The sequence below is a fragment of the Streptomyces sp. NPDC058674 genome (assembly GCF_042716505.1).
GTDB lineage: Bacteria > Actinomycetota > Actinomycetes > Streptomycetales > Streptomycetaceae > Streptomyces.
This window is the reverse complement of sequence record NZ_JBHXSC010000081.1, coordinates 1-20,672: the sequence shown is the minus strand read 5'-3', so window position 1 is coordinate 20,672 and position 20,672 is coordinate 1. Positions and strand designations below refer to the sequence as shown.

Genomic DNA, 20,672 nt, shown 5'->3' with positions numbered 1-20,672 from the left:
TCCTGGTTGCGCGTACGTGTCCGGGCGCGCCAAAAGCGCCCCTCCCCAGGTTACCGGCCCCCGGCACCGCCCGGCCCCGCCCGGTCCCGCCGCCGCCGGATCCGGGCTCCGGCGGCGCCTACTGCTGGCGCAGCGCCCACCCGCGCTCGCGCAGCTCGGCGGTCAGCCCGGGCACCGCCCGCGGCTCCACCATCAGCTGGACGAGACCGGCCTGCTGGCCCGTCGCGTGTTCGATCCGGACGTCCTCGATGTTGACCCCCGCCCGCCCCGCGTCGGCGAAGATGCGGGCCAGCTCGCCCGGCTGGTCGCTGATCAGGACGGCCACGGTCTCGTACACCGTCGGCGCCGCGCCGTGTTTGCCCGGCACCCGGACCCGGCCCGCGTTGCCGCGCCGCAGCACGTCCTCGATGCCCGCCGCTCCCCCGCGCCGCTTCTCCTCGTCGGCCGACTGGAGGCCCCGTAGCGCTTCCACGGTCTCCGCGAGGTCGGCGGCGATCCCGGAGAGGACGTCGGCGACCGGTCCCGGGTTCGCGGAGAGGATCTCCAGCCACATCCGCGGATCCGAGGCCGCGATCCGCGTCACGTCCCGGATTCCCTGGCCGCACAGCCGCACGGCCGTCTCGTCGGCCTCCTCCAGGCGTGCCGCGACCATGCTGGACACCAGCTGCGGGGTGTGCGAGACGAGTGCGACGGCCCGGTCGTGGGCGTCCGCGTCCATGACCACCGGAACGGCCCGGCAGAGCGCCACCAGCTCCAGCGCGAGGTTGAGCACCTCGTGGTCCGTGTCCCGGGTCGGGGTCAGCACCCACGGGCGCCCCTCGAAGAGGTCGGCCGTGGCGGCGAGGGGGCCGGAGCGCTCCTTGCCCGCCATCGGGTGGGTCCCGATGTACGGGGTGACGTCCACGCCGCGCTCGGCGAGCTCCCGGCGCGGGCCGCCCTTGACGCTGGCCACGTCCACGTACGCCCGAGCCACCCCGCGGCCGATCGCGTCGGCCAGGGTCGCGGCCACGTGGGCCGGCGGCACGGCCACGATCGCGAGGTCCACCTGGCCCTCGAAGGCCTCGTCGGTCCCGGCGCCGAGGGCGGCCGCGGTGCGGGCCTGGGCGGGATCGTGGTCGACGAGGTGGACGGTGATGCCGCGGGCGGACAGGGCGAGCGCCGCGGAGGTGCCGATCAGTCCGGTTCCGATGACGACGGCGGTTCTCACGGGGCGCTCCAGGGTTGCGTACGGCACGGTGACGGGCTGCCCGGCCAGGGTAGCCACCGCGCACGGCGCGAGGGCCCGGCGCCCGCCCCGTGGGACGGCGGCCGGGCCCCCGCGGCCGCCGGTGCCCGGGCAGCCGGTCAGGCCCCGGCGGCGGGGTCAGAGGCGCTGCTGCCTGATGATGTCCTCCAGCGATCCGGAGGGCACCTGTCCGTCGGGCGTCAGCTTGTCGACGGCCTGGGGCAGCGTCCGGGCGATCTGGTCGGCGGCGCTCTCCGGGGTGACCCCGGCCTGTTCGGCGACCTTCTGGAGGGTCTCGTCGGGCAGGGCCCGGGCGATCTCGGCGCCGCTGACCGCCTTGTTCTCGCCGGTGCCGACCCAGGACTGCGCATGGTCGGCCAGGCCCGACGTGGCCAGCATGTCCATCAGTGCGCCCAGCGGGTTGTTCCCGCCGCCGGCCGCCTGGGCGCCGCTCGTGCCGGCCGCGCCGGCCGCCCCGCCTCCGCCGCGGAGCGCGCCCAGCAGCGCGCCGAGGATGTTGCCGGCGCCGCCACCGCTGCCACCACTGCCGCCCTGGCCGCCGCCGAGGAGGCCGCCGAGAAGGGAGCCGAGGTCCTTACCCGCCATGGTCATGCCTTTCGAAGAGGGACCGGGCCGCACGGACAGCGGCGTACCCGGTTTCGCGACACGGTCAATGTCACCCGTACCGGACGGCGCCGCCACCTGGCGCACGCCCGTGCACCGGCTGCGGTAGAACGATCCGCATGATCTTCCACATCGTCCCGCTGGCCGACTGGGCCGCCGCGCCCGAGCTGCCGTACGCCCCGGCCTCGCTGCGCACCGAGGGATTCGTCCACTGTTCGGCGGACGGGCCGACCGCACTCGCCGTCGCCGACGCGCACTACCGGGCGGTACAGGGGACTCTGCTCGCGGTGGAGCTCGACGAAGGAGTCCTCACCGCGGAGGTCCGCCGGGAGGGTGGATCGGGCGCCCGCCACCCGCACGTGCACGGCCCGTTGAACCGGGAAGCGGTGGTCCACGTGTGGGAGGTCGTACGCACACCCGGCACTCCCGCCTCACTGACCCCATGGCAGTCAGGCGTATGACACGGCGCGGCAGGCTTCTCCCGAGGCCCGCCGCAGGCCAGGATGCTGCACGCCATCCGGCCACACAGCGAGGAGACAGGCATGAGCGATCTCACCCGCACGACCCGGCGCACCGTCCTGGCGGCAGGAGCCGCCACCCTGGCGGGCGGTGCCCTCGCCGCCTGCGGCGGCGAGAGCGACACCGGCACCAAGGCCCCCAGCGAGCCGGCGAGCGCGGCCACCCCCTCCGCGGCGGCATCCGAGCCCGTCGCCGCGGGCGCCAAGACGATCGCCAAGGCGGCGGACGTACCGGTCGGCGGCGGCACGGTCCTCAAGGACCAGAAGCTGGTCATCACGCAGCCCACGGCGGGCACCTACCGCTGCTTCTCGGCCGTCTGCACCCACACCGGCTGCCTCGTGAACAAGGTGGCGGACGGCAGCATCGACTGCCCCTGCCACGGCAGCACGTTCAAGGACACGGACGGAGCCGTGACCAAGGGCCCGGCCACCCGCCCGCTGCCCGAGAGGAAGATCACCGTCGCGGCGGACGGCAGTATCTCGCTCGCCTAGCGGCGCACCCGGTGTCTAGTCTCGCCGGATGGACGACATGACGCTGGTGCGGGACCACACGGTCTACCGGTGTGTGATGGGCTCCCGGGCGTTCGGATTGGCGACGGAGGCGAGCGACACCGACCGGCGCGGTGTCTACCTCGCCCCGACGCCGCTGTTCTGGCGGTTCGAGAAGCCCCCCACGCACGTGGACGGCCCCCGGGAGGAGGAGTTCTCCTGGGAGCTCGAACGCTTCTGCGAGCTCGCGCTGCGCGCCAATCCGAACGTCCTGGAGTGCCTGCACTCCCCCCTGGTGGAGGAGGTCACCCCGGTCGGCGAGGAGCTGCTCTCCCTGCGCGGGGCCTTTCTCTCCCGCCGGGCCCACACCAGCTTCACCCGGTACGCGGACTCCCAGCGCGGCAAGCTGCTCGCGGACCTGCGCGTCCACGGCGCACCGCGCTGGAAGCACGCCATGCACCTGTTGCGCCTGATGCTGTCCTGCCGCGACCTGCTGCGCACGGGCCGGCTGTCCATCGGGGCGGGCGCGCACCGCGACCGCCTCCTCGCGGTCCGGCGCGGCGAGCTCACCTGGGAGGAGGTCGAGGCCTGGATGAACCGCCTGGCGGAGCAGAACGCCTCGGCCCTGGCCGCGACCCCCCTGCCCGCGGAGCCGGACCAGGCCCGCGTCGCGGACTTCCTCCTGCGCACCCGCCGCGCCTCGGCGGCCCGGACGCATGGGCCGGCCTGACGCCCTGGCCGGCCTGACATCCCGGCCGGCCTGACGCCCCGGCCGGCCTGACGCCGGTGACCGGGCCCCTCGGTCAGGCGTCCCAGAGGGCGCCGAAGGCCAGGAGTTCGTCCCGGTACTCGATGCGGCCCTCCCAGTCGCGGGGCCAGGCGTCCGCGCCGAGGTGGGCGCCGGCGAAGGCGCCCGCCAGGCAGGCGATCGAGTCGGAGTCGCCGGCCGTGCAGGCCGCGCGCCGCAGGACCGTCAGGGGCTCCCCGGGGAAGAGCAGGAAGCACTGCAGGGCCGTGGCGAAGGCCTCCTCCGCGATCCAGCCGTCCCCGGTGGTCAGGCAGGGGTCGGTTTCCGGGGAAGGGGTGCGCAGGGCCGCCGACAGCCGGTCCAGGACGGCCAGGCAGTCGTCCCAGCCGCGGGCGATGAAGGACTCCGCCGAGGGGTCGGAAGCGGTCCGCGTCCAGAGGTCGCCGAGCCAGCGCTCGTGGTAGCGGGTGCGGTTCTCCAGTGCGTACGAGCGCAGTTGCCCGACCAGGCCGGTCACCTCGGTGCCCCGGGCCAGCAGGTACACCGTCCGCGCGGTCAGGTCGGAGGCGGCCAGCGCCGTCGGGTGGCCGTGGGTGAGGGCGGACTGGAGCTGGGCGGCGCCGGCCCGCTCCTCGTCCGTCCAGCCGGGCACCAGTCCGACCGGGGCGACCCGCATGTTCGCGCCGCAGCCCTTGGAGCCGAGCTGGCTGGCGTCGCGCCAGTCCCGCTCGGGGTGGTCCAGGAGCCGGCAGGCCGTCATGCAGGTGCGGCCGGGCGCCCGGTTGTTCTCCGGGGAGTGGTACCAGTCGACGAACTCCTCCCGGACCGGGCGGGCGAGCCGCAGCGGGCCCACCGGGCCCCGCTCCGCGGCGGTCCGCATGCCCCGGGCGAGCGCGAGGGTCATCTGGGTGTCGTCGGTGACGATCGCCGGACGGGGCAGCTCCATCGCGCGCCACGGACCGGTCTTGGCGAGGATCGCGGGCACGTCGTTGAACTCGGTGGGGAAGCCCAGGGCGTCGCCCAGGGCCAGGCCGGTCAGGGTGCCCGTCGCCGCGCGTTTGGTCGTCGTCATCGGTGGTGTCCTTCCGAGGGGCGGAGCAGGGGCGGGTGCAGGGCGGTGGCCGGTCCCGGCCGGTACAGCGCGGCCGGCTTGCCGCGGCCCCCGGTGAGCCGGGCGGCGCCCGGTACGGCCTCCACGAAGCCGGGGGTGGCCAGGACCTTGCGGCGGAAGTTGGGGCGGTCGACGGTGGTGTCCCAGACGGTCTCGTAGACGGCCTGGAGCTCGCCGAGGGTGAACTCGGGCGGGCAGAAGGCGGTGGCCAGGCAGGTGTACTCCAGCTTCGCGCCGATCCGCCCGCGCGCGTCCGCCAGGATCCGCGCGTGGTCGAAGGCCAGCTCCGCGGCCTCTCCCACCGGCGACCAGCGGGCGTGCGCCGCGTCGCCGCCGCCGTCCGCCGCCGGCTCCGGCATGTCGGGGACCAGCGCCGTGAAGGCCACCGAGACCACCCGCATCCGCGGGTCCCGGTCCGGTTCGCTGTAGGTGCGCAGCTGTTCCAGGTGCAGGGCGGCCACGGCCGCCTGCGGTAGGCCGGTCTCCTCGGCCAGCTCCCGGCGCGCGGCGGTCTCCGCGGACTCGCGGGGCAGGACGAAGCCGCCGGGGAGCGCCCAGGCCCCCGCGTACGGCTCCTGCCCGCGCCGGATCAGCAGGACGTGCAGCTGTCCGCCCCGCACGGTGAACACCGCCAGGTCGACCGTCACCGCGAACGGCTCGAAGGCGTACGGGTCGTAGCCCGGCGGCTGTTCCCCGTTCACCGGGCCTCCGGCAGGGGGTCGGCGAAGTGCCAGCCCTCGGCGAGCAGCCCGTCCACGGCGGCCACGGCCGTCTCCAGGCGTGTGCGGCGGTCCCCCCGCATGACGAGGTGACGCCTCCCGGTGGCTTCGAGCTCCTCCCGGAACCGGCCGGTCATCCACGGCCTGAGGTGGGGCCCGTCCCGCAGCCCGTCGTCCTCGAAGGGCACGTCCGCGTCGTCCGTCAGCAGGTACAGGTGGCGGCGCGTCAGCGCGGCGGTCCTCTCGACCTCCTCGCTGCGTCCGCCCGTGTACCGCTCGTGCCAGATCCCGGTCGCGAAGGAGTCGGTGTCGCAGATCAGCACCGGGGAGCCGAGCCGGGCCGCCCGCTCCTCCTGCGCGTCCTGGCGCCGGGCGATCACCGGGAACTCCTCCGAGGCGAAGGAGATGTCCGCCCAGGATGCGGCCGGGTCCGCCGCGCGGGCCGCGGCGAGCTTCTCCTCGCTGTACCGGCGCCCGTACTCGGCGACCCATCCGGTGGCCGCCCAGACCCCGCCGCGCTGCCGGTAGTGCGCCGCCAGGTCCCGCGACAGCGTCGTCGTGCCGGTGGACTCGGCGCCGAGCACCACGACCCGGCGTGCCAGGAAGGCCCGTACGGCCGGGCCGAGGAAGTCCCAGCAGCCGGCCGGGTCGGCCCGTACGGCCGTCCCCGAGACCGGGAACCGCGTCCGGCCGGGGTCCACGCAGACCTCCTCGGCGCCGAACCGGCGCGCCAGTTCGGCCCCGTAGCCCTCCGAGGTGAAGACGGCGTCCACCGGCCCGGCGACCGCCTCCCGGAAGACCGCCATGTGGGCCTCCCAGACCGCCGGGTCGTTCAGGTCGACCGGGATGTCGTCGACCGCGCCGACCACGTCCGCCCCCGGGTGGGCCTCCCTCATCCAGGCGACCCGGTCGGCGAGCGGCACGGACTCCACGGAGGCGGCGCACACCAGCACGGTCAGCCGGTCGCAGCGGTCCCGGGCGGTGCGCACCAGGTGGTGGTGGCCGGCGTGCGGCGGATAGAACTTGCCGAGCACCAGCCCGTGGCCGAAGCGCCTCACGCGGCGGCCCCCAGGGCCGTACGGGCGCCCCGCGCCGGCAGCGACCGCCGCCAGCCGATGAGGCCGGCCACGCACAGGGCGAGGAAGCCGACGTAGAGGAGGGAGGTCAGGTACAGGCCCTTGTGGGCGTAGAGGGGGATGTAGACGAGGTCGGCCGCGATCCACAGCCACCAGGATTCGAGGAGCTTGCGGCACTGGCCGTAGGTGGCCGCGAGGGAGAGCCCGGTGGTGGCCGCGTCCCAGAAGGGCACGGTCGAGTCGGTGGCCCGGGACAGGAGCAGGGTCAGGGCCAGCACCCCCACCGCCCCCGCCGCGGCCAGCCAGATCCACTCGGTGCGCGTGGTGCGGCGCACCGGCAGGGTCTCGGCGGCTCCTGGTCCACCCCCGTGGGTCCAGGACCACCAGCCGTACGCGGCGAGGGCGATGAAGACGATCTGCAGCCCGGCGTCGGCGTAGAGCCCGGCCTGGGCGAAGAGCACGATGAAGAAGACGTTGTTGGCGATGCCGATCGGCCAGTTGGCGACGTGCTGCCGCGCGACCAGCCAGACGCACAGGGCGCCGGTGGCGAAGCCGAGCACCTCGGTCCAGCTCAAGGTCCAGCTCATATCCGGGCCCCTCCCTTTAATAGTCACTGTGACTATAAGCAGGGGAGGGGGTCGGGGGCAAGGGAGAAGCCCGCGGCGCCGTGGGCGCTGCGGGCTTCTCGGATGGGCCGGGGGGAGCGGGCGGTCCTACAGACCGACCTCGCGCATCAGCATGCCGACCTCGGTGTTGGTCAGGCGGCGCAGCCAGCCCGACTTCTGGTCGCCCAGCTCGATCGGCCCGAAGGAGGTCCGTACGAGCTTCTCGACCGGGAAGCCGGCCTCCGCCATCATGCGGCGCACGATGTGCTTGCGCCCTTCGTGCAGGGTCACCTCGACCAGGTAGTTCTTGCCGACCTGGTCGACGACGCGGAAGTGGTCGGCGCGGGCGTACCCGTCCTCCAGCTCGATGCCGTCCTTGAGGCGCTTGCCGATCTCGCGCGGCAGCGGGCCGGTGATCGCGGCGACGTAGGTCTTCTTCACGCCGTACTTGGGGTGCGTGAGGCGGTGGGCCAGCTCACCGTGGTTGGTGAGCAGGATGATGCCCTCGGTCTCGGTGTCGAGCCGGCCGACGTGGAAGAGACGCGTCTCACGGTTGGTGACGTAGTCGCCGAGGCACTGGCGGCCGTCGGGGTCCTCCATCGTGGAGACGACGCCCGCCGGCTTGTTCAGCGCGAAGAAGAGGTACGACTGCGTGGCGACGGTCAGGCCGTCCACCTTGATCTCGTCCTTCGGCAGGACGCGCTTGCCCTGCTCCAGCACGATCTCGCCGTTGACCTCGACCCGGGCCTGCTCGATCAGCTCCTCGCAGGCGCGGCGCGAGCCCATGCCGGCGCGGGCGAGCACCTTCTGCAGGCGCTCCCCCTCCTCCTCGGCACCCGGGAAGGTCTTCGGGGTCTTGATGACCGGCTTGTCGGCGTACCGGTCGCGCACGCGCTCCTCGATCCGCGCCTCCAGCTCGCGCGGACGCGACTGGCCGCTGCGGCTGCCGGGACCGCGGCGCGGGCCGCCGGCCCCGCCGATGCCGGGGGTCCTGGGGGTCTTGGGGCCGCCCTTGGCGCCACCGCGCGCGTCGGCGCCGCGGGCGCCGGAGCCGCCGCGGGGACCGTCGGCCGCGCCGCGGGCACCGCCGCCGCCGGCCTTCGCTCCGCCTCGGCCGTTGCGCTCGCCCTCGGGGCCCACGTCGTAGCGGCGCTCCTCGGGGCGCGGGTTGCGGGGACGCTGCGGCGCCTGGTCGCGGTCGCGGTCCTGCGGGCCGCCGGCTCCCTGGCCGCCGCGGTATCCACCGCCGCCGCCGGAGCTGCCGCCGCGGTAGCCGCCGCTGCTGCTGCCCTGGCCCTGGCCGCCGCGGTAGCCGCCGGAGCCACTGCCGCCGGAGCTGCCGCCGCGGTAGCCGCCGCTGCTGCTGCCGCCCTGGCCCTGGCCGCCGCGGTAGCCGCCGGAGCCACTGCCGCCCGAGCTGCCACCGCGGTAGCCGCCGGAGCCGCTGCCGCCCTGGCCGCCGCGGTGGCCACCACCGCCGGCGCTGCCGCCGCGGGAGTCACCGCGCCCGCCACCGCCGCCGCTGTTCCTGTTGCCGCCAGAGTTGCCGTTGCCGCTGCTTCGCATCAAAGTTCCGTCGTCTTGTCGTCGTCTTCATCAGTGTCCGGTGCGTCCGGATCGAACGACGGCACACCTTCTTGCGTCTCGGCTTCGATCGCGTCCGCCTCGGGGAGGAAGGGCGCGAGCTCCGGGAGCTCGTCCAGGCCGCGTAGGCCCATCCGCTCCAAAAAGTGGTTCGTCGTCCTGTACAGGATCGCACCTGTTTCGGGTTCCGTCCCCGCCTCGGCCACCAGACCCCGCTGGAGGAGGGTCCGCATGACCCCGTCGCAGTTGACCCCGCGGACCGCCGAGACCCGTGAGCGGCTCACCGGCTGGCGGTACGCGACGACCGCCAGGGTCTCCAGGGCGGCCTGGGTGAGCCGGGCCTGCCGGCCGTCCAGTACGTAGCCCTCCACGGCCGGGGCGTACCGCGCGCGGGTGTAGAACCGCCACCCCCCGGCGACGAACCTCAGCTCGAAACCCCGGCCGGCGGCCGTGTACTCGTCGGCGAGCTCCGCGAGGGCGCGCACGACCTCCTGGGGGGTGCGCTCCAGCACCCTGGCCAGGTGCTCCTCAGTCGCCGGCTCGTCCACGACCATCAGGACCGCCTCCAGGGCGGGCTTCAGCTCCAGGGCGGCCACCGCGCCCGCCGGGACGGCCGCTGCCAGCGCCGGGGCAGCGGCAGCGGCAGGGGCAGGGGCAGGGGCCGACGCCGGGGCCGGGTTCGCGTCGCTGCTCAATCCTTCGCCTCCACGATCTGGTCGAACTCGTTGGTCACCGTCGGCATGCCGTCCCCGTCGCCCCCGCTCCAGCGCACGGTGAGGGTCTTCAGGGCCTCCTCCTGGTCGAGGAGCACGGCCTTCTCCCGGTAGAGCTCCAGGAGGGCCAGGAAGCGCGCGACGACGGTCAGGGTGTCCCCGGCGTCCTCGGTCAGCTCCCGGAAGGTCGCCTCCCCGCGCGCCTTCAGCATCCGCACCACGAGCCCGGCCTGTTCGCGGACGCTGACCAGCGGGGCGTGGATGTGGTCCACGTAGACCTGGGGGGCGGCCCGGGGCCGCATCGCCCGGGCCGCGAGGCGGGCCAGGCCCTCCGGGCCGATGCCGATGACCACCTCGGGCAGCAGCTCGGCGTGGTGCGGCTCCAGGCCGACGGTGCGCGGGTGGCGGCGGCCCTCGGCCTCCGCCCGGATCTCGAAGATCTCCGCGATCCGCTTGTACGCCCGGTACTGGAGCAGCCGCGCGAAGAGCAGGTCGCGGGCCTCCAGCAGGGCGAGGTCCGCCTCGTCCTCGACCTCCGCCGCCGGCAGCAGCCGGGCCGCCTTCAGGTCGAGCAGGGTGGCGGCGACGACGAGGAACTCGGTGGTCTGGTCGAGGTCCCAGTCCGGGCCCATGGCCCTGATGTGGGCCGTGAACTCGTCGGTGACCTGCGACAGCGCGACCTCAGTGACGTCCAGCTTGTGCCGGGAGATCAGCTGGAGCAACAGGTCGAAGGGACCCTCGAAGTTGGCCAGCCGCAGCGTGAACCGGCCGCCGCCGCCGGGCCTCACAAGGCTCTCAGGGGGCGCTGGGGCGGCTTCCGCGCCTTCGGGGGCCTGTGCGGCCCCCGGGCCGCCCGCGGTCGCCTCGGGGCCTCCAGCGGTCGCCTCGGCGGCTCCGGGGAGGTCCTCGCCGCCCTCCCGGCCGCCGTCCGGCCCGGGGGGCCCGGTGGGCGCACCGCGTCCGGGACCGCGTCCCAGGGGTCGACGGTTCGGCGGGCCGGGTTCGGCGGGGAGGGGCATCGCGGTCCAGGGGGTGGTGCGGAGGGTCGGAGTGCGGTGCGGCGTACCCGGCGGCCGGGTCAGCGGCCGCGCAGCCGCCGTACGAGGATGCTCGCGTCCCCGCGGGACTCGAGATCGGCGAGGACGACCGCCACCGCCTCACGGACGATACGGCCCCGGTCGACCGCGAGGCCGTGCTCGCCGCGCAGCACCAGCCGCGCGTGTTCCAGGTCCATGAGCTCCTCCGCGGAGACGTAGACCGTGATCTTCTCGTCGTGCCGCTCCCGCCCGCTGGGGCGCCGGTTGGCGCCCCTGCCCTGCCCCTTGCCGCGCCCGCCCGGCTGCGCCGGACCGCTCGCGGAGCCGGCAGAACCTTCCTGCGGCCGCCTGGGCGCCCCCACGACGGGGTCCGTGCCGGCCGCGGCCTCCCGGCTGCGGCCCTCTCCCGCCGTGCCCTCCGCCGAGGCCGCCGAGTGCTCCGCGGCGGTGCCGGTCGCCTCCTCGGCCCCCCGCCGCGGCGAGGACGACTGGAGGGCCATCCCCCCGGTCGTGCGGAACAGTTCGTCGGCTCCGGGCAGACTCACTCGGCGGGACACCGGGCGAGCACCTCCCTGGCGAGCTGGCGGTACGCTGCGGCGCCGACGGAGTTGGAGGCGTACGTGGTGATGGGCTCGCCGGCGACCGTGGTCTCCGGGAAGCGCACCGTACGGCCGATCACCGTGTGGTAGACGTGGTCGTCGAAGGCCTCGACGACGCGCGCCAGGACCTCACGGCTGTGGACCGTGCGGGAGTCGTACATCGTGGCGAGGATGCCGTCGAGCTCCAGCTCGGGGTTGAGCCGCTCCTGCACCTTCTCGATGGTCTCGGTCAGCAGTGCCACCCCGCGCAGCGCGAAGAACTCGCACTCCAGCGGGACGATGACCTTGTGAGCCGCCGTCAGGGCGTTCACGGTCAGCAGACCGAGCGAGGGCTGGCAGTCGATCACGATGTAGTCGTAGTCGGCCATCAGGGGCTTGAGGGCCCGCTGCAGGGTGGACTCGCGCGCGACCTCGCTGACCAGCTGCACCTCGGCGGCGGACAGGTCGATGTTGCTCGGCAGCAGGTCCATGTTGGGGACCGCAGTCTTGAGCAGCACCTCGTCGGCCGACATGCCCCGCTCCATGAGCAGGTTGTAGACCGTCAGGTCGAGCTCCATGGGGTTCACGCCGAGACCCACGGACAGCGCGCCCTGCGGGTCGAAGTCGACGAGCAGCACGCGGCGCCCGTACTCGGCGAGCGCGGCGCCCAGGTTGATGGTCGACGTGGTCTTGCCCACGCCGCCCTTCTGGTTGCACATCGCGATGATCTTCGCCGGACCGTGGTCGGTCAGTGGACCCGGGATGGGGAAGTACGGCAGCGGGCGTCCGGTCGGGCCGATCCGCTCACGGCGCTGGCGGGCAGCGTCGGGGGCGAGGGTGGCCGCGTACTCGGGGTCCGGTTCGTACTCCGCGTCGGGGTCGTAGAAGTGCCCCTCGGGCACATTGTCGTAGTCGGCGAAACCAGTGGGCTTTTCGCCGCTCAGGTCGCCGGCCCTGGAGTTCACGTCTAGGCCGTCCATGCTGTTTCGGGGCGTCGTCATGTGCTGGTGGTTTGCGAAGGTGCGGACTGCGACGGAGCCGACAGCCTCGAGCCCGGCGGGGTCCTGGCCCCGCTCCGGCGTCCCTGCGCGACCACCCCTAGGAGCAAATGTCGACTCATTCACAAGTCGTCTTACCTCCTCGGACGTGACCAGGACACTTATCGATAGGTCAGCGTTGCACCATGCCGACGGTTGGCGACTCTATGGCGTGTCACCGCCCAGCGGCAACACAATCCGTCGGACCCGGCACGATGTGTCGGCAACCGAACACCTCGCTGTCAAGGGCGTCCGAGCCGTCGCCGCGAATTTTCGCGGGTGCGCGAAAGGGTTAAAGGGTTACGTTCGAGGCGAGTTGAGCGGGGCCGCCGGGCACCCGCGAAACGTGTCCGGCCGGACCTCGCGAGCAAGGTCCGGCCGGATACGTGAGATTGACGTCAGTCGTTGACGCTTCAGCCGAGCAGCGTGCTCAGCTCAAGGGTCTCCAGGCCGTGCGCCTCGGCGACCGGGCCGTAAACGACCTGGCCCTCATGGGTGTTGAGGCCCAGCGCGAGCGCCGGGTCGCGACGGAGCGCCTCGACCCATCCGAGGTTCGCGAGCTGCACGATGTAGGGCAGCGTGGCGTTGGTCAGCGCGTAGGTGGAGGTGTTCGGAACCGCGCCCGGCATGTTGGCGACGCAGTAGAAGACCGAGTTGTGGACCTGGAAGGTCGGCTCGGCGTGGGTGGTCGGACGGGAGTCCTCGAAGCAGCCGCCCTGGTCGATCGCGATGTCGACAAGGACACTTCCGGGCTTCATCCGGGAGACGAGCTCGTTGGTGACCAGCTTCGGGGCCTTCGCACCCGGGATCAGCACCGCGCCGATGACGAGGTCGGCCGCGAGGACGGCCTTCTCCAGCTCGTAGGCGTTGGAGACGATCGTCTGGATCTTCGTGCCGAAGATCTTGTCGGCCTCGCGGAGCTTGTTGATGTCGCGGTCCAGCAGGGTCACGTGGAAGCCCATGCCGATGGCGATCTGCGCGGCGTTCCAGCCGGAGACGCCGCCGCCGATGACGACGGCCTCGCCGGCCGAGGTACCGGGGACGCCGCCCGGGAGGACGCCGCGGCCGCCGGCCGAGCGCATCAGGTGGTAGGCGCCGACCTGCGGGGCCAGCCGGCCCGCGACCTCGGACATCGGGGCCAGCAGCGGGAGCGCGCGGTTGGCGAGCTCGACCGTCTCGTACGCGATGGCGGTGGTGCCGGACGCGAGCAGGGCGTCCGTGCACTCGCGGGAGGCCGCGAGGTGCAGGTACGTGAAGAGGGTCTGGTCCTTGCGCAGGCGGTGGTACTCCTCCGCGATGGGCTCCTTGACCTTCAGCAGCAGGTCGGCGGTGGCCCAGACCTCGTCCGCCGTGCCCAGGATCTCGGCGCCCGCGGCGACGTACTCGGCGTCGGTGATCGAGGAACCCGCACCGGCGTTCTGCTCGACGAAGACCTGGTGGCCGCCCCGGACCAGCTCATGCACGCCGGCGGGCGTGATGGCGACCCGGAACTCGTTGTTCTTGACCTCGCGGGGGATGCCGACCTTCATCGTCGATCACGGTCCTTGGCTCAGGGGGATTTTTCGGGTCACTTCCATACATACCCGCCCACAAGAACGCGCAACGGGATGCACCACGGGAAGCCGCGGTGAACCCAGTCTAATGAAGGATGAGTCGCTGTCTAGCCTTGCAAACGAATAATCTTAGTCGGAAGCACTGCGGATTTCGCAGGCTGCGGGGTCATCTCCCAGCAATCTGTCGGCTGCGGACCGGTGCAGCCTGGCGGCCGCCGGGTCCCCGAGCCGGTCCAGCGTGTCGGCCAACCGCACCTGCAGAGCGGCCTGAAGCCGCTGGTCCCCGGCCTTGCGCGCCAGCTCCACCGCCTCCCGGCAGGTGTGCAGCGACTCCTCGGGCCGGCCCGCGTACTCCTGGACCCGCGCCATCTCGCTCAACGCCTTTGCCTGACCCGGGACATCGGCCAGCTTCCGGTAGCCCGCGGCGGCCGCCCGCCAGCTGCGCAGCGCGTCCCCGTACCGGCCCGCGTAGGTGTGGACGTTCCCCAGCCGGCCGTACAGCCGGGCCTCGTCCGCGCGCTCCCCCCGGGCGAGGGCCTGGGTGAGGGCCCGGCCGAACCAGTCGGAGGCCCGGTGCCAGTCCGCCAGCTCCTGGTACGCGCCGCCTACGGATTCCATCGCGCGGCCGGTCGCGTACGGGTCGTTCGCGGCCTTCCCCGCGACCAGAGCGGCCCGGTAGCGCTCCAGGGCCTCGTGGGTCCGGCCGGTCTCGGCGTCCAGATCGGCCAGGTTCAGCAGCGCCGCCGCCTGCTCGCGGTGCAGGTCGCGCCGCTCGGCCACGTCCAGGACCAGCCGGTGCAGCCCGTACAGCTCGGGGGCGGCCTCGGCGGTTCCGCGGTGGTCCGCGAGGGCCCGTACGAGGGCGGCGACCAGCCGGCGGGCCAGGGTGTCGAGCTCGCCGTCGGCCACGGCCAGGGCGGCGGCCGCGGACAGGGCGGGCAGCCGGGTGTCCAGCCAGGTGGCGGCGGCCCGCCGGTCGGGGAAGCGCAGGGCGCGCGGCAGGCCGCCCATCTTCTCCGGCCCGCCGACGCCGACACCCGTGTCCTCGCCGTCGTCCGGCTGGGCCATGGCACGGCAGGAGTGCAGCAGCCGTACGGTGCGCTCCAGCATCCGGGCCCGGGCGAGCTGGACCTCGGCCGGGCGCTCCTTGGTCTCCAGCAGGGCCTGGAGCAGGGGTGCGAGGCAGCCGGGCACGAAGAACAGCCCGTCGCGGGAGCCGTGCAGGAGGCCCAGCGCGACGAAGTCGTCCAGCGTGGACTGGGCGGCGGCCACCGAGCAGCCGGCGAGGGCGGAGGCGGTGTGCGCGTCGACCACCCCGGCGGGGGCGAGCGGCAGCAGCCGCAGGGTCCGCTGGGCGGGCTGCGGCAGGGACTCGTAGACGAGCCGGAAGCAGCGGCCGAGCGGGCCGCCGGCGCTGGAGGGCATGTCGTGCAGCTGTTTGGCCACGTCGACGACGGAGGCCTTGGGGTGCGCGGCGAGCCAGCCGCCGATCAGGCGCAGTGCGGCGGGCTGCCCGCCGCACTCCTCGGCGAGGGCTTCGGCGGCGCGGGGGTCGACGGTGACGCGGATGTCGCCGATCCGGTGCGCGAGCATCTGCACGGCGGAGGGGGTGTCCAGGCCGCCCAGGGTGCAGGGGCGCACGTCGGGGATGCCGGTGAGCGGCCCCTCGGCGGTCACCACGACCAGGCACTCCGGGGTGTCCGGCAGCAGGGCGTCGACCTGGTTGGGATCGACGGCGTCGTCGACCAGGACGATGACCCGGCGCCCTTTGAGGGCGCTGCGCAGGGCGGCGCTGAGGTCGTCCTCGCCGGCCCCGGGCGGGGTGGGCTGGCCCAGTCCTTCCAGGAGGTCCCGGACGGCGCGCTCGGTGGGCACGGTCGCTCCGCCCGGAGAGGTGAGCCGGGTCCGGAGCACCCCGCCGGGGTACTCGTCGGCCACCTCCCGCACGAACGCCTCGGCCAGGGCCGTGCGCCCCGACCCCGGCCGCCCCGCGACGAGCAGCACCCGCGCCCGGGGGGCCTTGGCCTTCCGGCCCGAGAGGGTGTCGAGCCCGGTCCGTGCGATGTCCTCGCGCAGCTCCTTGAGCTCACGCCGCCGCCCGACGAAATCCGTCACGGATCCGCTCCTCTCCCTGCCTTCGGATGGCGAGCGTAGTTCACGCAGAGCGACGACCCGGGTGGAGCGCGGCGGGTACATCCCCCGATCGGATCAGCGGATGGTCCGTTTTTCACGGCGGGCGGAAGCTGCGGTTCCCCCGGGCGGCCGCCCGGGGGCGGAGCGCGGCGCTCCGGCGGGGCCGGAGCCGCCGCGCCCCAGCACGCCTACGCCGTGAACGGCCTGGCCGGCCAAGGCGCCGACGCCGGGCGGAGGGCGTCGAGGCCGCCCTCGGAGGCGAGGGCGGCCGACAGGGCCAGCGCGCCCGTCACCAGACCCGGGTTCCCCAGACGACCCTCCAGTACCCCGGCCACCAGCTCGGGCAGCGGAACCCTGGCGATCTCCATGTCGGCCTCCTCGTCGGAGACCGCGTACCGCTCCCCCTCGGCCTCCGCCAGGTCCCGCGCCAGGAAGATCCGGACCGCCTCGTCCGATCCGCCCGGCGAGGAGAAGAAGTCGGCCAGCACCCGCCAGTCCTGCGCCGTGACGTGCGCCTCCTCGTACAGCTCCCGCTGGGCCGCGTGCAGCGGGTTCTCCCCGGGGACGTCCAGCAGGCCCGCCGGCAGCTCCCACAGGCGGTGCCGCACCGGGTGCCGGAACTGCTTCAGGACCAGCACCCGCTGCTCCTCGTCCACTGCGAGCACGCACACCGAGCCGGGGTGCGCCTGGTAGTCGCGGCGGACCACCATCCGGTCGGGCATCCGGACCTGGTCGGAGCGGACCGCCGTCTTGGCCCCCTGGAACGGGGTGCGCGAGGCGACGACCTCCCACGACTCCGGTGTGTCCGCGATGGCGTTGACGTTGCCCATGGCCATGGCCGTACCTTCCCGAGAAACGCGACAGCCGGGGCACGATGCGTGCCCCGGCTGCCTACGTTATGCGGTCAGGCCCTCACTTCGCGGACTGCTGCCGCTCCACGGCGGCCTTGACCAGGCCCGCGAAGAGCGGGTGCGGGCGCGTGGGGCGCGAGCGCAGCTCCGGGTGGGCCTGGGTGGCCACGAGGTAGGGGTGGACCTCGCGCGGGTACTCGACGTACTCCACGAGCCTGTTGTCCGGGGAGGTGCCGGAGAAGACGAGGCCGGCCTTCGTCTCCAGCTCGCCGCGGTACGCGTTGTTGACCTCGTAGCGGTGGCGGTGGCGCTCGTCCACGTACGCCTGGTCGCCGTAGACCTCGCGCACGATGGAACCCTCGGCGAGCTTCGCCGGGTACATGCCCAGGCGCATGGTGCCGCCCAGGTCGCCCGCGCCCTCGACGAAGGCAAGCTGCTCCTCCATGGTCGAGATGACCGGGTGCGGGGTGGAGGCGTCGAACTCGGTGGAGTTCGCGTCCTCGATGCCCGCCAGGTTGCGCGCGGCCTCGATGACCACGCACTGCAGGCCCAGGCACAGGCCCAGCAGCGGGATCCTGTTCTCGCGGGCGTAGGTGATCGCGCCGACCTTGCCGTTGACACCGCGGTCGCCGAAGCCGCCGGGCACGCAGACCGCGTCCACGTCGCCGAGCACGTCCGCGGCGCCGGCCGGGGTCTTGCAGTCGTCGGAGGCGACCCACTTGATCTGGACCCGGGCCTTGTTGGCGAAGCCTCCGGCGCGCAGCGCCTCGGTCACCGACAGGTAGGCGTCGGGCAGGTCGATGTACTTGCCGACGAGCGCGACCTTGACCTCGTGGTCGGGGTTGTGGACCCGGTCCAGGAGGTCTTCCCAGACGGTCCAGTTGACGTCGCGGAAGGGCAGGTCGAGCTTGCGGACGACGTAGGCGTCCAGGCCCTCGGTGTGCAGGACCTTCGGGATGTCGTAGATCGACTTGGCGTCGATGGCCGCGACGACGGCGGCCTCGTCCACGTCACACATCAGGGAGATCTTGCGCTTGATCGAGGTCGGCACCTCGCGGTCGGCGCGCAGCACGATCGCGTCGGGCTGGATGCCGATGTTGCGCAGGGCCGCGACCGAGTGCTGGGTGGGCTTGGTCTTCAGCTCGCCGGACGGGCCGATGTAGGGCAGCAGCGAGATGTGCACGACGAAGACGTTGTCGCGGCCGACCTCGTGGCGGACCTGGCGGACGGTCTCCAGGAACGGCAGCGACTCGATGTCGCCGACGGTCCCGCCGACCTCGGTGATGACCACGTCGACGTCCGCGGTCGCCATGCGGCGGATGCGGTGCTTGATCTCGTTGGTGATGTGCGGGATGACCTGCACGGTGTCGCCCAGGTACTCGCCGCGCCGCTCCTTGGCGATGACCGTCGAGTAGACCTGGCCGGTGGTGACGTTGGCCGAGCCGTCGAGGTCGACGTCGAGGAAGCGCTCGTAGTGGCCGATGTCCAGGTCGGTCTCGGCGCCGTCGTTGGTGACGAACACCTCACCGTGCTGGAAGGGGTTCATCGTGCCGGGGTCGACGTTCAGGTAGGGGTCGAGCTTCTGCATCGTGACCCGCAGGCCGCGCGCCTTCAGCAGCGCACCCAGGCTGGAGGCCGTCAGGCCCTTGCCGAGGGAGGAAGCGACACCCCCGGTGACGAAGATGTGCTTGGTCGTCATGGAGTTGGGCGGCATCGCCAAGAGGGGGCTCCCGTGGTCGCGAGGTGAGGTGCGTCCGGCGCCGGACTCCGTCGATCCGGAAGGGTCTCAGGGGGCGCCGAAGCTGCGGTTTCGGGGCTCCTGGTTCGCACAGGCAGACCACCGGTCCACGGGGTACCAGCCTATCAGCGCCCGGGCCGGTCCGCCTCCGGCGACGCGGGCGGCCGCGGCGCGCGGAACGGCGCGCGGAACGTTCTCGCTGCTCACCCGTTTGGCCGAGCCACATTCTTCGCAGGCTTAGGTAGATCACTAGGGTGCCGTCATATCCTGCTCGGATATTGCGAACATCGCCGCCGGGCAGACCGTCAGACGGCCGACCCGAGCCGATATGCGGAATCATTGGCTCAACGCGGCGTTCCCCACCCATGGGAGACCGCGCAAACCGCGCAATGCAAGCGCCCTTCGGGGCGGACGTGGCCGTTCGACTGGAGATGCACGTGTCCGGGCGCATCGAGGATTACGCACTGATCGGGGACATGCAGACCGCGGCGCTGGTCTGTCGGGACGGGGCGGTGGACTGGTTGTGTCTGCCCCGTTTCGACTCCCATGCCGTGTTTGCAAGCATTCTCGGCACCGAGGATCACGGCTTCTGGCGGATCGGTCCTGCCTTCCCGGCGGGCATGGACGCCCCCCGGGCCACCCGCCGCCGCTACCGGGGCGACTCCCTGGTGCTGGAGTCGGAGTGGGAGACCCCGCGCGGCACGGTCCGTGTGATCGATTTCATGCCGCCCCGCGAGGACCACGCCCCGCAGCTGATCCGCATCGTGGAAGGCGTCAGCGGTCGCGTGCCGATGCGCTCGGCGCTGCGCATGCGTTTCAGCTACGGCCGGGTCGTGCCCTGGGTGCACAAGGTCGACGGCCGCACGGTGGCCGTGGCCGGGCCCGACTCGGTCTGGCTGGACACCGACGCGCAGACGTACGGCAAGGACCTGACGACGTACTCCGACTTCACGGTCGGGCCGGGCGACCGGATGGCCTTCAGCATCAGCTGGCAGCCCTCGCACCGCGGCGCGCCGCAGGCCCCGGACGCCGAGGCGGCCCTGGACTCCACCACCGAGTTCTGGCGCGAGTGGGTCGAGCAGTGCACGTACCACGGGCCCTACCGTGAGGCGGTGGTCCGCTCCCTGATCACCCTCAAGGCCCTGACCTACGGCCCCACCGGCGGCATCGTCGCCGCGCCGACCACCTCCCTCCCGGAGGAGATCGGCGGCGTCCGGAACTGGGACTACCGCTACACCTGGCTGCGCGACGCGGCCATCACCCTCTCCTCGCTGCTGCGCACCGGCTACCGCGAGGAGGCCCGCGCCTGGCGCGAGTGGCTGCTGCGCGCGGTGGCCGGGGACCCCGAGAACCTGCAGATCATGTACGGCATCGCGGGCGAGCGCGAGCTCGGCGAGACCGAGCTGGACTGGCTCCCCGGGTACGAGAACTCGCGCCCGGTCCGGGTCGGCAACGGCGCGGCCGGCCAGCTCCAGCTGGACGTCTACGGCGAGGTCACCGAGGCCCTGCACCTGGGCCACATGACGGGTCTGGCGCGCAGCGACTACGCCTCGCTGCTCCAGCTCAAGCTGATCCGCTACCTGGAGACCCACTGGGACCAGCCGGACGAGGGCATCTGGGAGGTGCGCGGTCCGCGCCGCCACTTCGTGCACTCGAAGGTGATGGCCTGGGTGGCCGTGGACCGCACCATCAAGCTGATCGAGAGCGGGGACGCCGACGGCCCGCTGGAGCGCTGGCGCGAGCTGCGCGACGAGATCCACCAGGACGTGTGCGAGAAGGGCTACGACAAGGAGCGGAACACCTTCACCCAGTCGTACGGGTCGAAGGAGCTGGACGCCTCCCTGCTGCTGATCCCGCAGATGGGCTTCCTGCCGCCGGACGACAAGCGGGTCATCGGCACCATCGAGGCGATCCAGCGCGAGCTGTCCACTCCGGACGGCTTCATCCTGCGGTACCCGACGTCGGGCGACGAGGCCGGCGTGGACGGCCTGGAGGGCGACGAGGGGGCGTTCCTCGCCTGCTCGTTCTGGATGGCCGACGACCTGGCGATGATCGGCCGCGTCGACGAGGCGCGCCGCCTCTTCGAGCGCCTGCTGTCGCTCCGCAACGACCTGGGGCTGCTGGCGGAGGAGTGGGACCCGCGGCTGCAGCGGCAGGTCGGGAACTTCCCCCAGGCCTTCAGCCACGTTCCGCTGATCGACACGGCGCTGCGGCTGACCGCGAGCGGGGCGTACGGAGGCTAGGTGTATTGACCCGCAGCGTTGTTCACACGGCTGATGGGTGGCTTGCCGTCGAGTGCGGTGTGGCAGCGGTGGTGGTTGTAGGTGTGGAGG

General features: G+C 73.2%; 19 protein-coding genes. 4 read left to right on the top strand and 15 right to left on the bottom strand.

Going from position 1 to position 20,672, the window contains the following annotated elements; translation table 11 throughout:
* Positions 1–118 precede the first annotated feature (118 nt).
* On the bottom strand, positions 119–1,207 hold the full coding sequence (locus ACFWU6_RS29650; protein WP_383812560.1) for a prephenate dehydrogenase: 1,089 nt from the start codon (positions 1,205–1,207) through the stop codon (positions 119–121).
* A gap of 156 nt (positions 1,208–1,363) precedes the next feature.
* On the bottom strand, positions 1,364–1,831 hold the full coding sequence (locus tag ACFWU6_RS29645) for a YidB family protein (protein WP_383984027.1): 468 nt from the start codon (positions 1,829–1,831) through the stop codon (positions 1,364–1,366).
* Between the two features lie 137 nt (positions 1,832–1,968).
* On the opposite strand from ACFWU6_RS29645, the gene ACFWU6_RS29640 reads away from it, so the two are divergent.
* From ACFWU6_RS29640 to ACFWU6_RS29630, 3 genes are all read left to right on the top strand, one after another.
* On the top strand, positions 1,969–2,310 hold the full coding sequence (locus ACFWU6_RS29640) for a DUF952 domain-containing protein (RefSeq protein WP_383812556.1): 342 nt from the start codon (positions 1,969–1,971) through the stop codon (positions 2,308–2,310).
* A gap of 81 nt (positions 2,311–2,391) precedes the next feature.
* Complete coding sequence (locus tag ACFWU6_RS29635) at positions 2,392–2,859, top strand: ubiquinol-cytochrome c reductase iron-sulfur subunit (protein ID WP_383984024.1); 468 nt, start codon at positions 2,392–2,394, stop codon at positions 2,857–2,859.
* 28 nt (positions 2,860–2,887) lie between these two features.
* A complete protein-coding gene (locus ACFWU6_RS29630) occupies positions 2,888–3,586 on the top strand; it encodes a DNA polymerase beta superfamily protein (protein WP_383812552.1) in 699 nt (232 codons plus the stop codon).
* Between the two features lie 73 nt (positions 3,587–3,659).
* On the opposite strand, the gene ACFWU6_RS29625 is transcribed toward ACFWU6_RS29630, so the two are convergent.
* The 13 genes from ACFWU6_RS29625 to ACFWU6_RS29565 all read right to left on the bottom strand — a co-directional run bounded on the left by ACFWU6_RS29625 (position 3,660) and on the right by ACFWU6_RS29565 (position 18,315).
* Positions 3,660–4,676: an ADP-ribosylglycohydrolase family protein gene (locus tag ACFWU6_RS29625; protein ID WP_383812550.1), complete on the bottom strand. Its 1,017-nt coding sequence runs from the start codon at positions 4,674–4,676 to the stop codon at positions 3,660–3,662.
* Entirely contained in the window at positions 4,673–5,416 is a 744-nt protein-coding gene (locus ACFWU6_RS29620; protein WP_383812548.1) for an NUDIX domain-containing protein, read from the bottom strand. The genes ACFWU6_RS29625 and ACFWU6_RS29620 overlap by 4 nt, the downstream gene beginning before the upstream one ends.
* Positions 5,413–6,492, bottom strand: a complete 1,080-nt coding sequence (locus ACFWU6_RS29615) for an AAA family ATPase (protein WP_383984021.1) — start codon at positions 6,490–6,492, stop codon at positions 5,413–5,415. Before ACFWU6_RS29615 ends, ACFWU6_RS29620 begins: the two co-directional genes overlap by 4 nt.
* Positions 6,489–7,097 (bottom strand): nicotinamide riboside transporter PnuC, encoded by a 609-nt coding sequence (pnuC, locus tag ACFWU6_RS29610; RefSeq protein ID WP_383812544.1) that lies wholly within the window; start codon positions 7,095–7,097, stop codon positions 6,489–6,491. The genes ACFWU6_RS29615 and pnuC overlap by 4 nt, the downstream gene beginning before the upstream one ends.
* A 126-nt stretch (positions 7,098–7,223) precedes the next feature.
* Positions 7,224–8,681 (bottom strand): pseudouridine synthase, encoded by a 1,458-nt coding sequence (locus tag ACFWU6_RS29605; RefSeq protein ID WP_383984018.1) that lies wholly within the window; start codon positions 8,679–8,681, stop codon positions 7,224–7,226.
* Entirely contained in the window at positions 8,681–9,322 is a 642-nt protein-coding gene (scpB, locus tag ACFWU6_RS29600) for an SMC-Scp complex subunit ScpB (RefSeq protein ID WP_383984038.1), read from the bottom strand. The genes ACFWU6_RS29605 and scpB overlap by 1 nt, the downstream gene beginning before the upstream one ends.
* 68 nt (positions 9,323–9,390) lie before the next feature.
* On the bottom strand, positions 9,391–10,431 hold the full coding sequence (locus tag ACFWU6_RS29595; RefSeq protein ID WP_383984015.1) for a segregation and condensation protein A: 1,041 nt from the start codon (positions 10,429–10,431) through the stop codon (positions 9,391–9,393).
* 59 nt (positions 10,432–10,490) lie between these two features.
* Positions 10,491–11,006 carry a hypothetical protein gene (locus ACFWU6_RS29590; RefSeq protein ID WP_383812033.1) on the bottom strand — a complete coding sequence of 172 codons (516 nt, stop codon included), beginning with the start codon at positions 11,004–11,006 and terminating at the stop codon, positions 10,491–10,493.
* Positions 10,991–12,151: a ParA family protein gene (locus ACFWU6_RS29585; RefSeq protein ID WP_383812035.1), complete on the bottom strand. Its 1,161-nt coding sequence runs from the start codon at positions 12,149–12,151 to the stop codon at positions 10,991–10,993. Before ACFWU6_RS29585 ends, ACFWU6_RS29590 begins: the two co-directional genes overlap by 16 nt.
* A gap of 326 nt (positions 12,152–12,477) precedes the next feature.
* Entirely contained in the window at positions 12,478–13,593 is a 1,116-nt protein-coding gene (gene ald / locus ACFWU6_RS29580) for an alanine dehydrogenase (protein ID WP_383812037.1), read from the bottom strand.
* Between the two features lie 153 nt (positions 13,594–13,746).
* Complete coding sequence (locus ACFWU6_RS29575; RefSeq protein ID WP_383812039.1) at positions 13,747–15,732, bottom strand: tetratricopeptide repeat protein; 1,986 nt, start codon at positions 15,730–15,732, stop codon at positions 13,747–13,749.
* Between the two features lie 206 nt (positions 15,733–15,938).
* Positions 15,939–16,580 (bottom strand): NUDIX domain-containing protein, encoded by a 642-nt coding sequence (locus ACFWU6_RS29570; protein ID WP_383812049.1) that lies wholly within the window; start codon positions 16,578–16,580, stop codon positions 15,939–15,941.
* A gap of 82 nt (positions 16,581–16,662) precedes the next feature.
* Positions 16,663–18,315 (bottom strand): CTP synthase, encoded by a 1,653-nt coding sequence (locus ACFWU6_RS29565; protein ID WP_383812051.1) that lies wholly within the window; start codon positions 18,313–18,315, stop codon positions 16,663–16,665.
* Positions 18,316–18,770: 455 nt separating this feature from the next.
* Between ACFWU6_RS29565 and ACFWU6_RS29560 the strand changes: the two genes are divergently transcribed.
* Positions 18,771–20,582, top strand: a complete 1,812-nt coding sequence (locus ACFWU6_RS29560; protein ID WP_383984035.1) for a glycoside hydrolase family 15 protein — start codon at positions 18,771–18,773, stop codon at positions 20,580–20,582.
* Positions 20,583–20,672 lie beyond the last annotated feature (90 nt).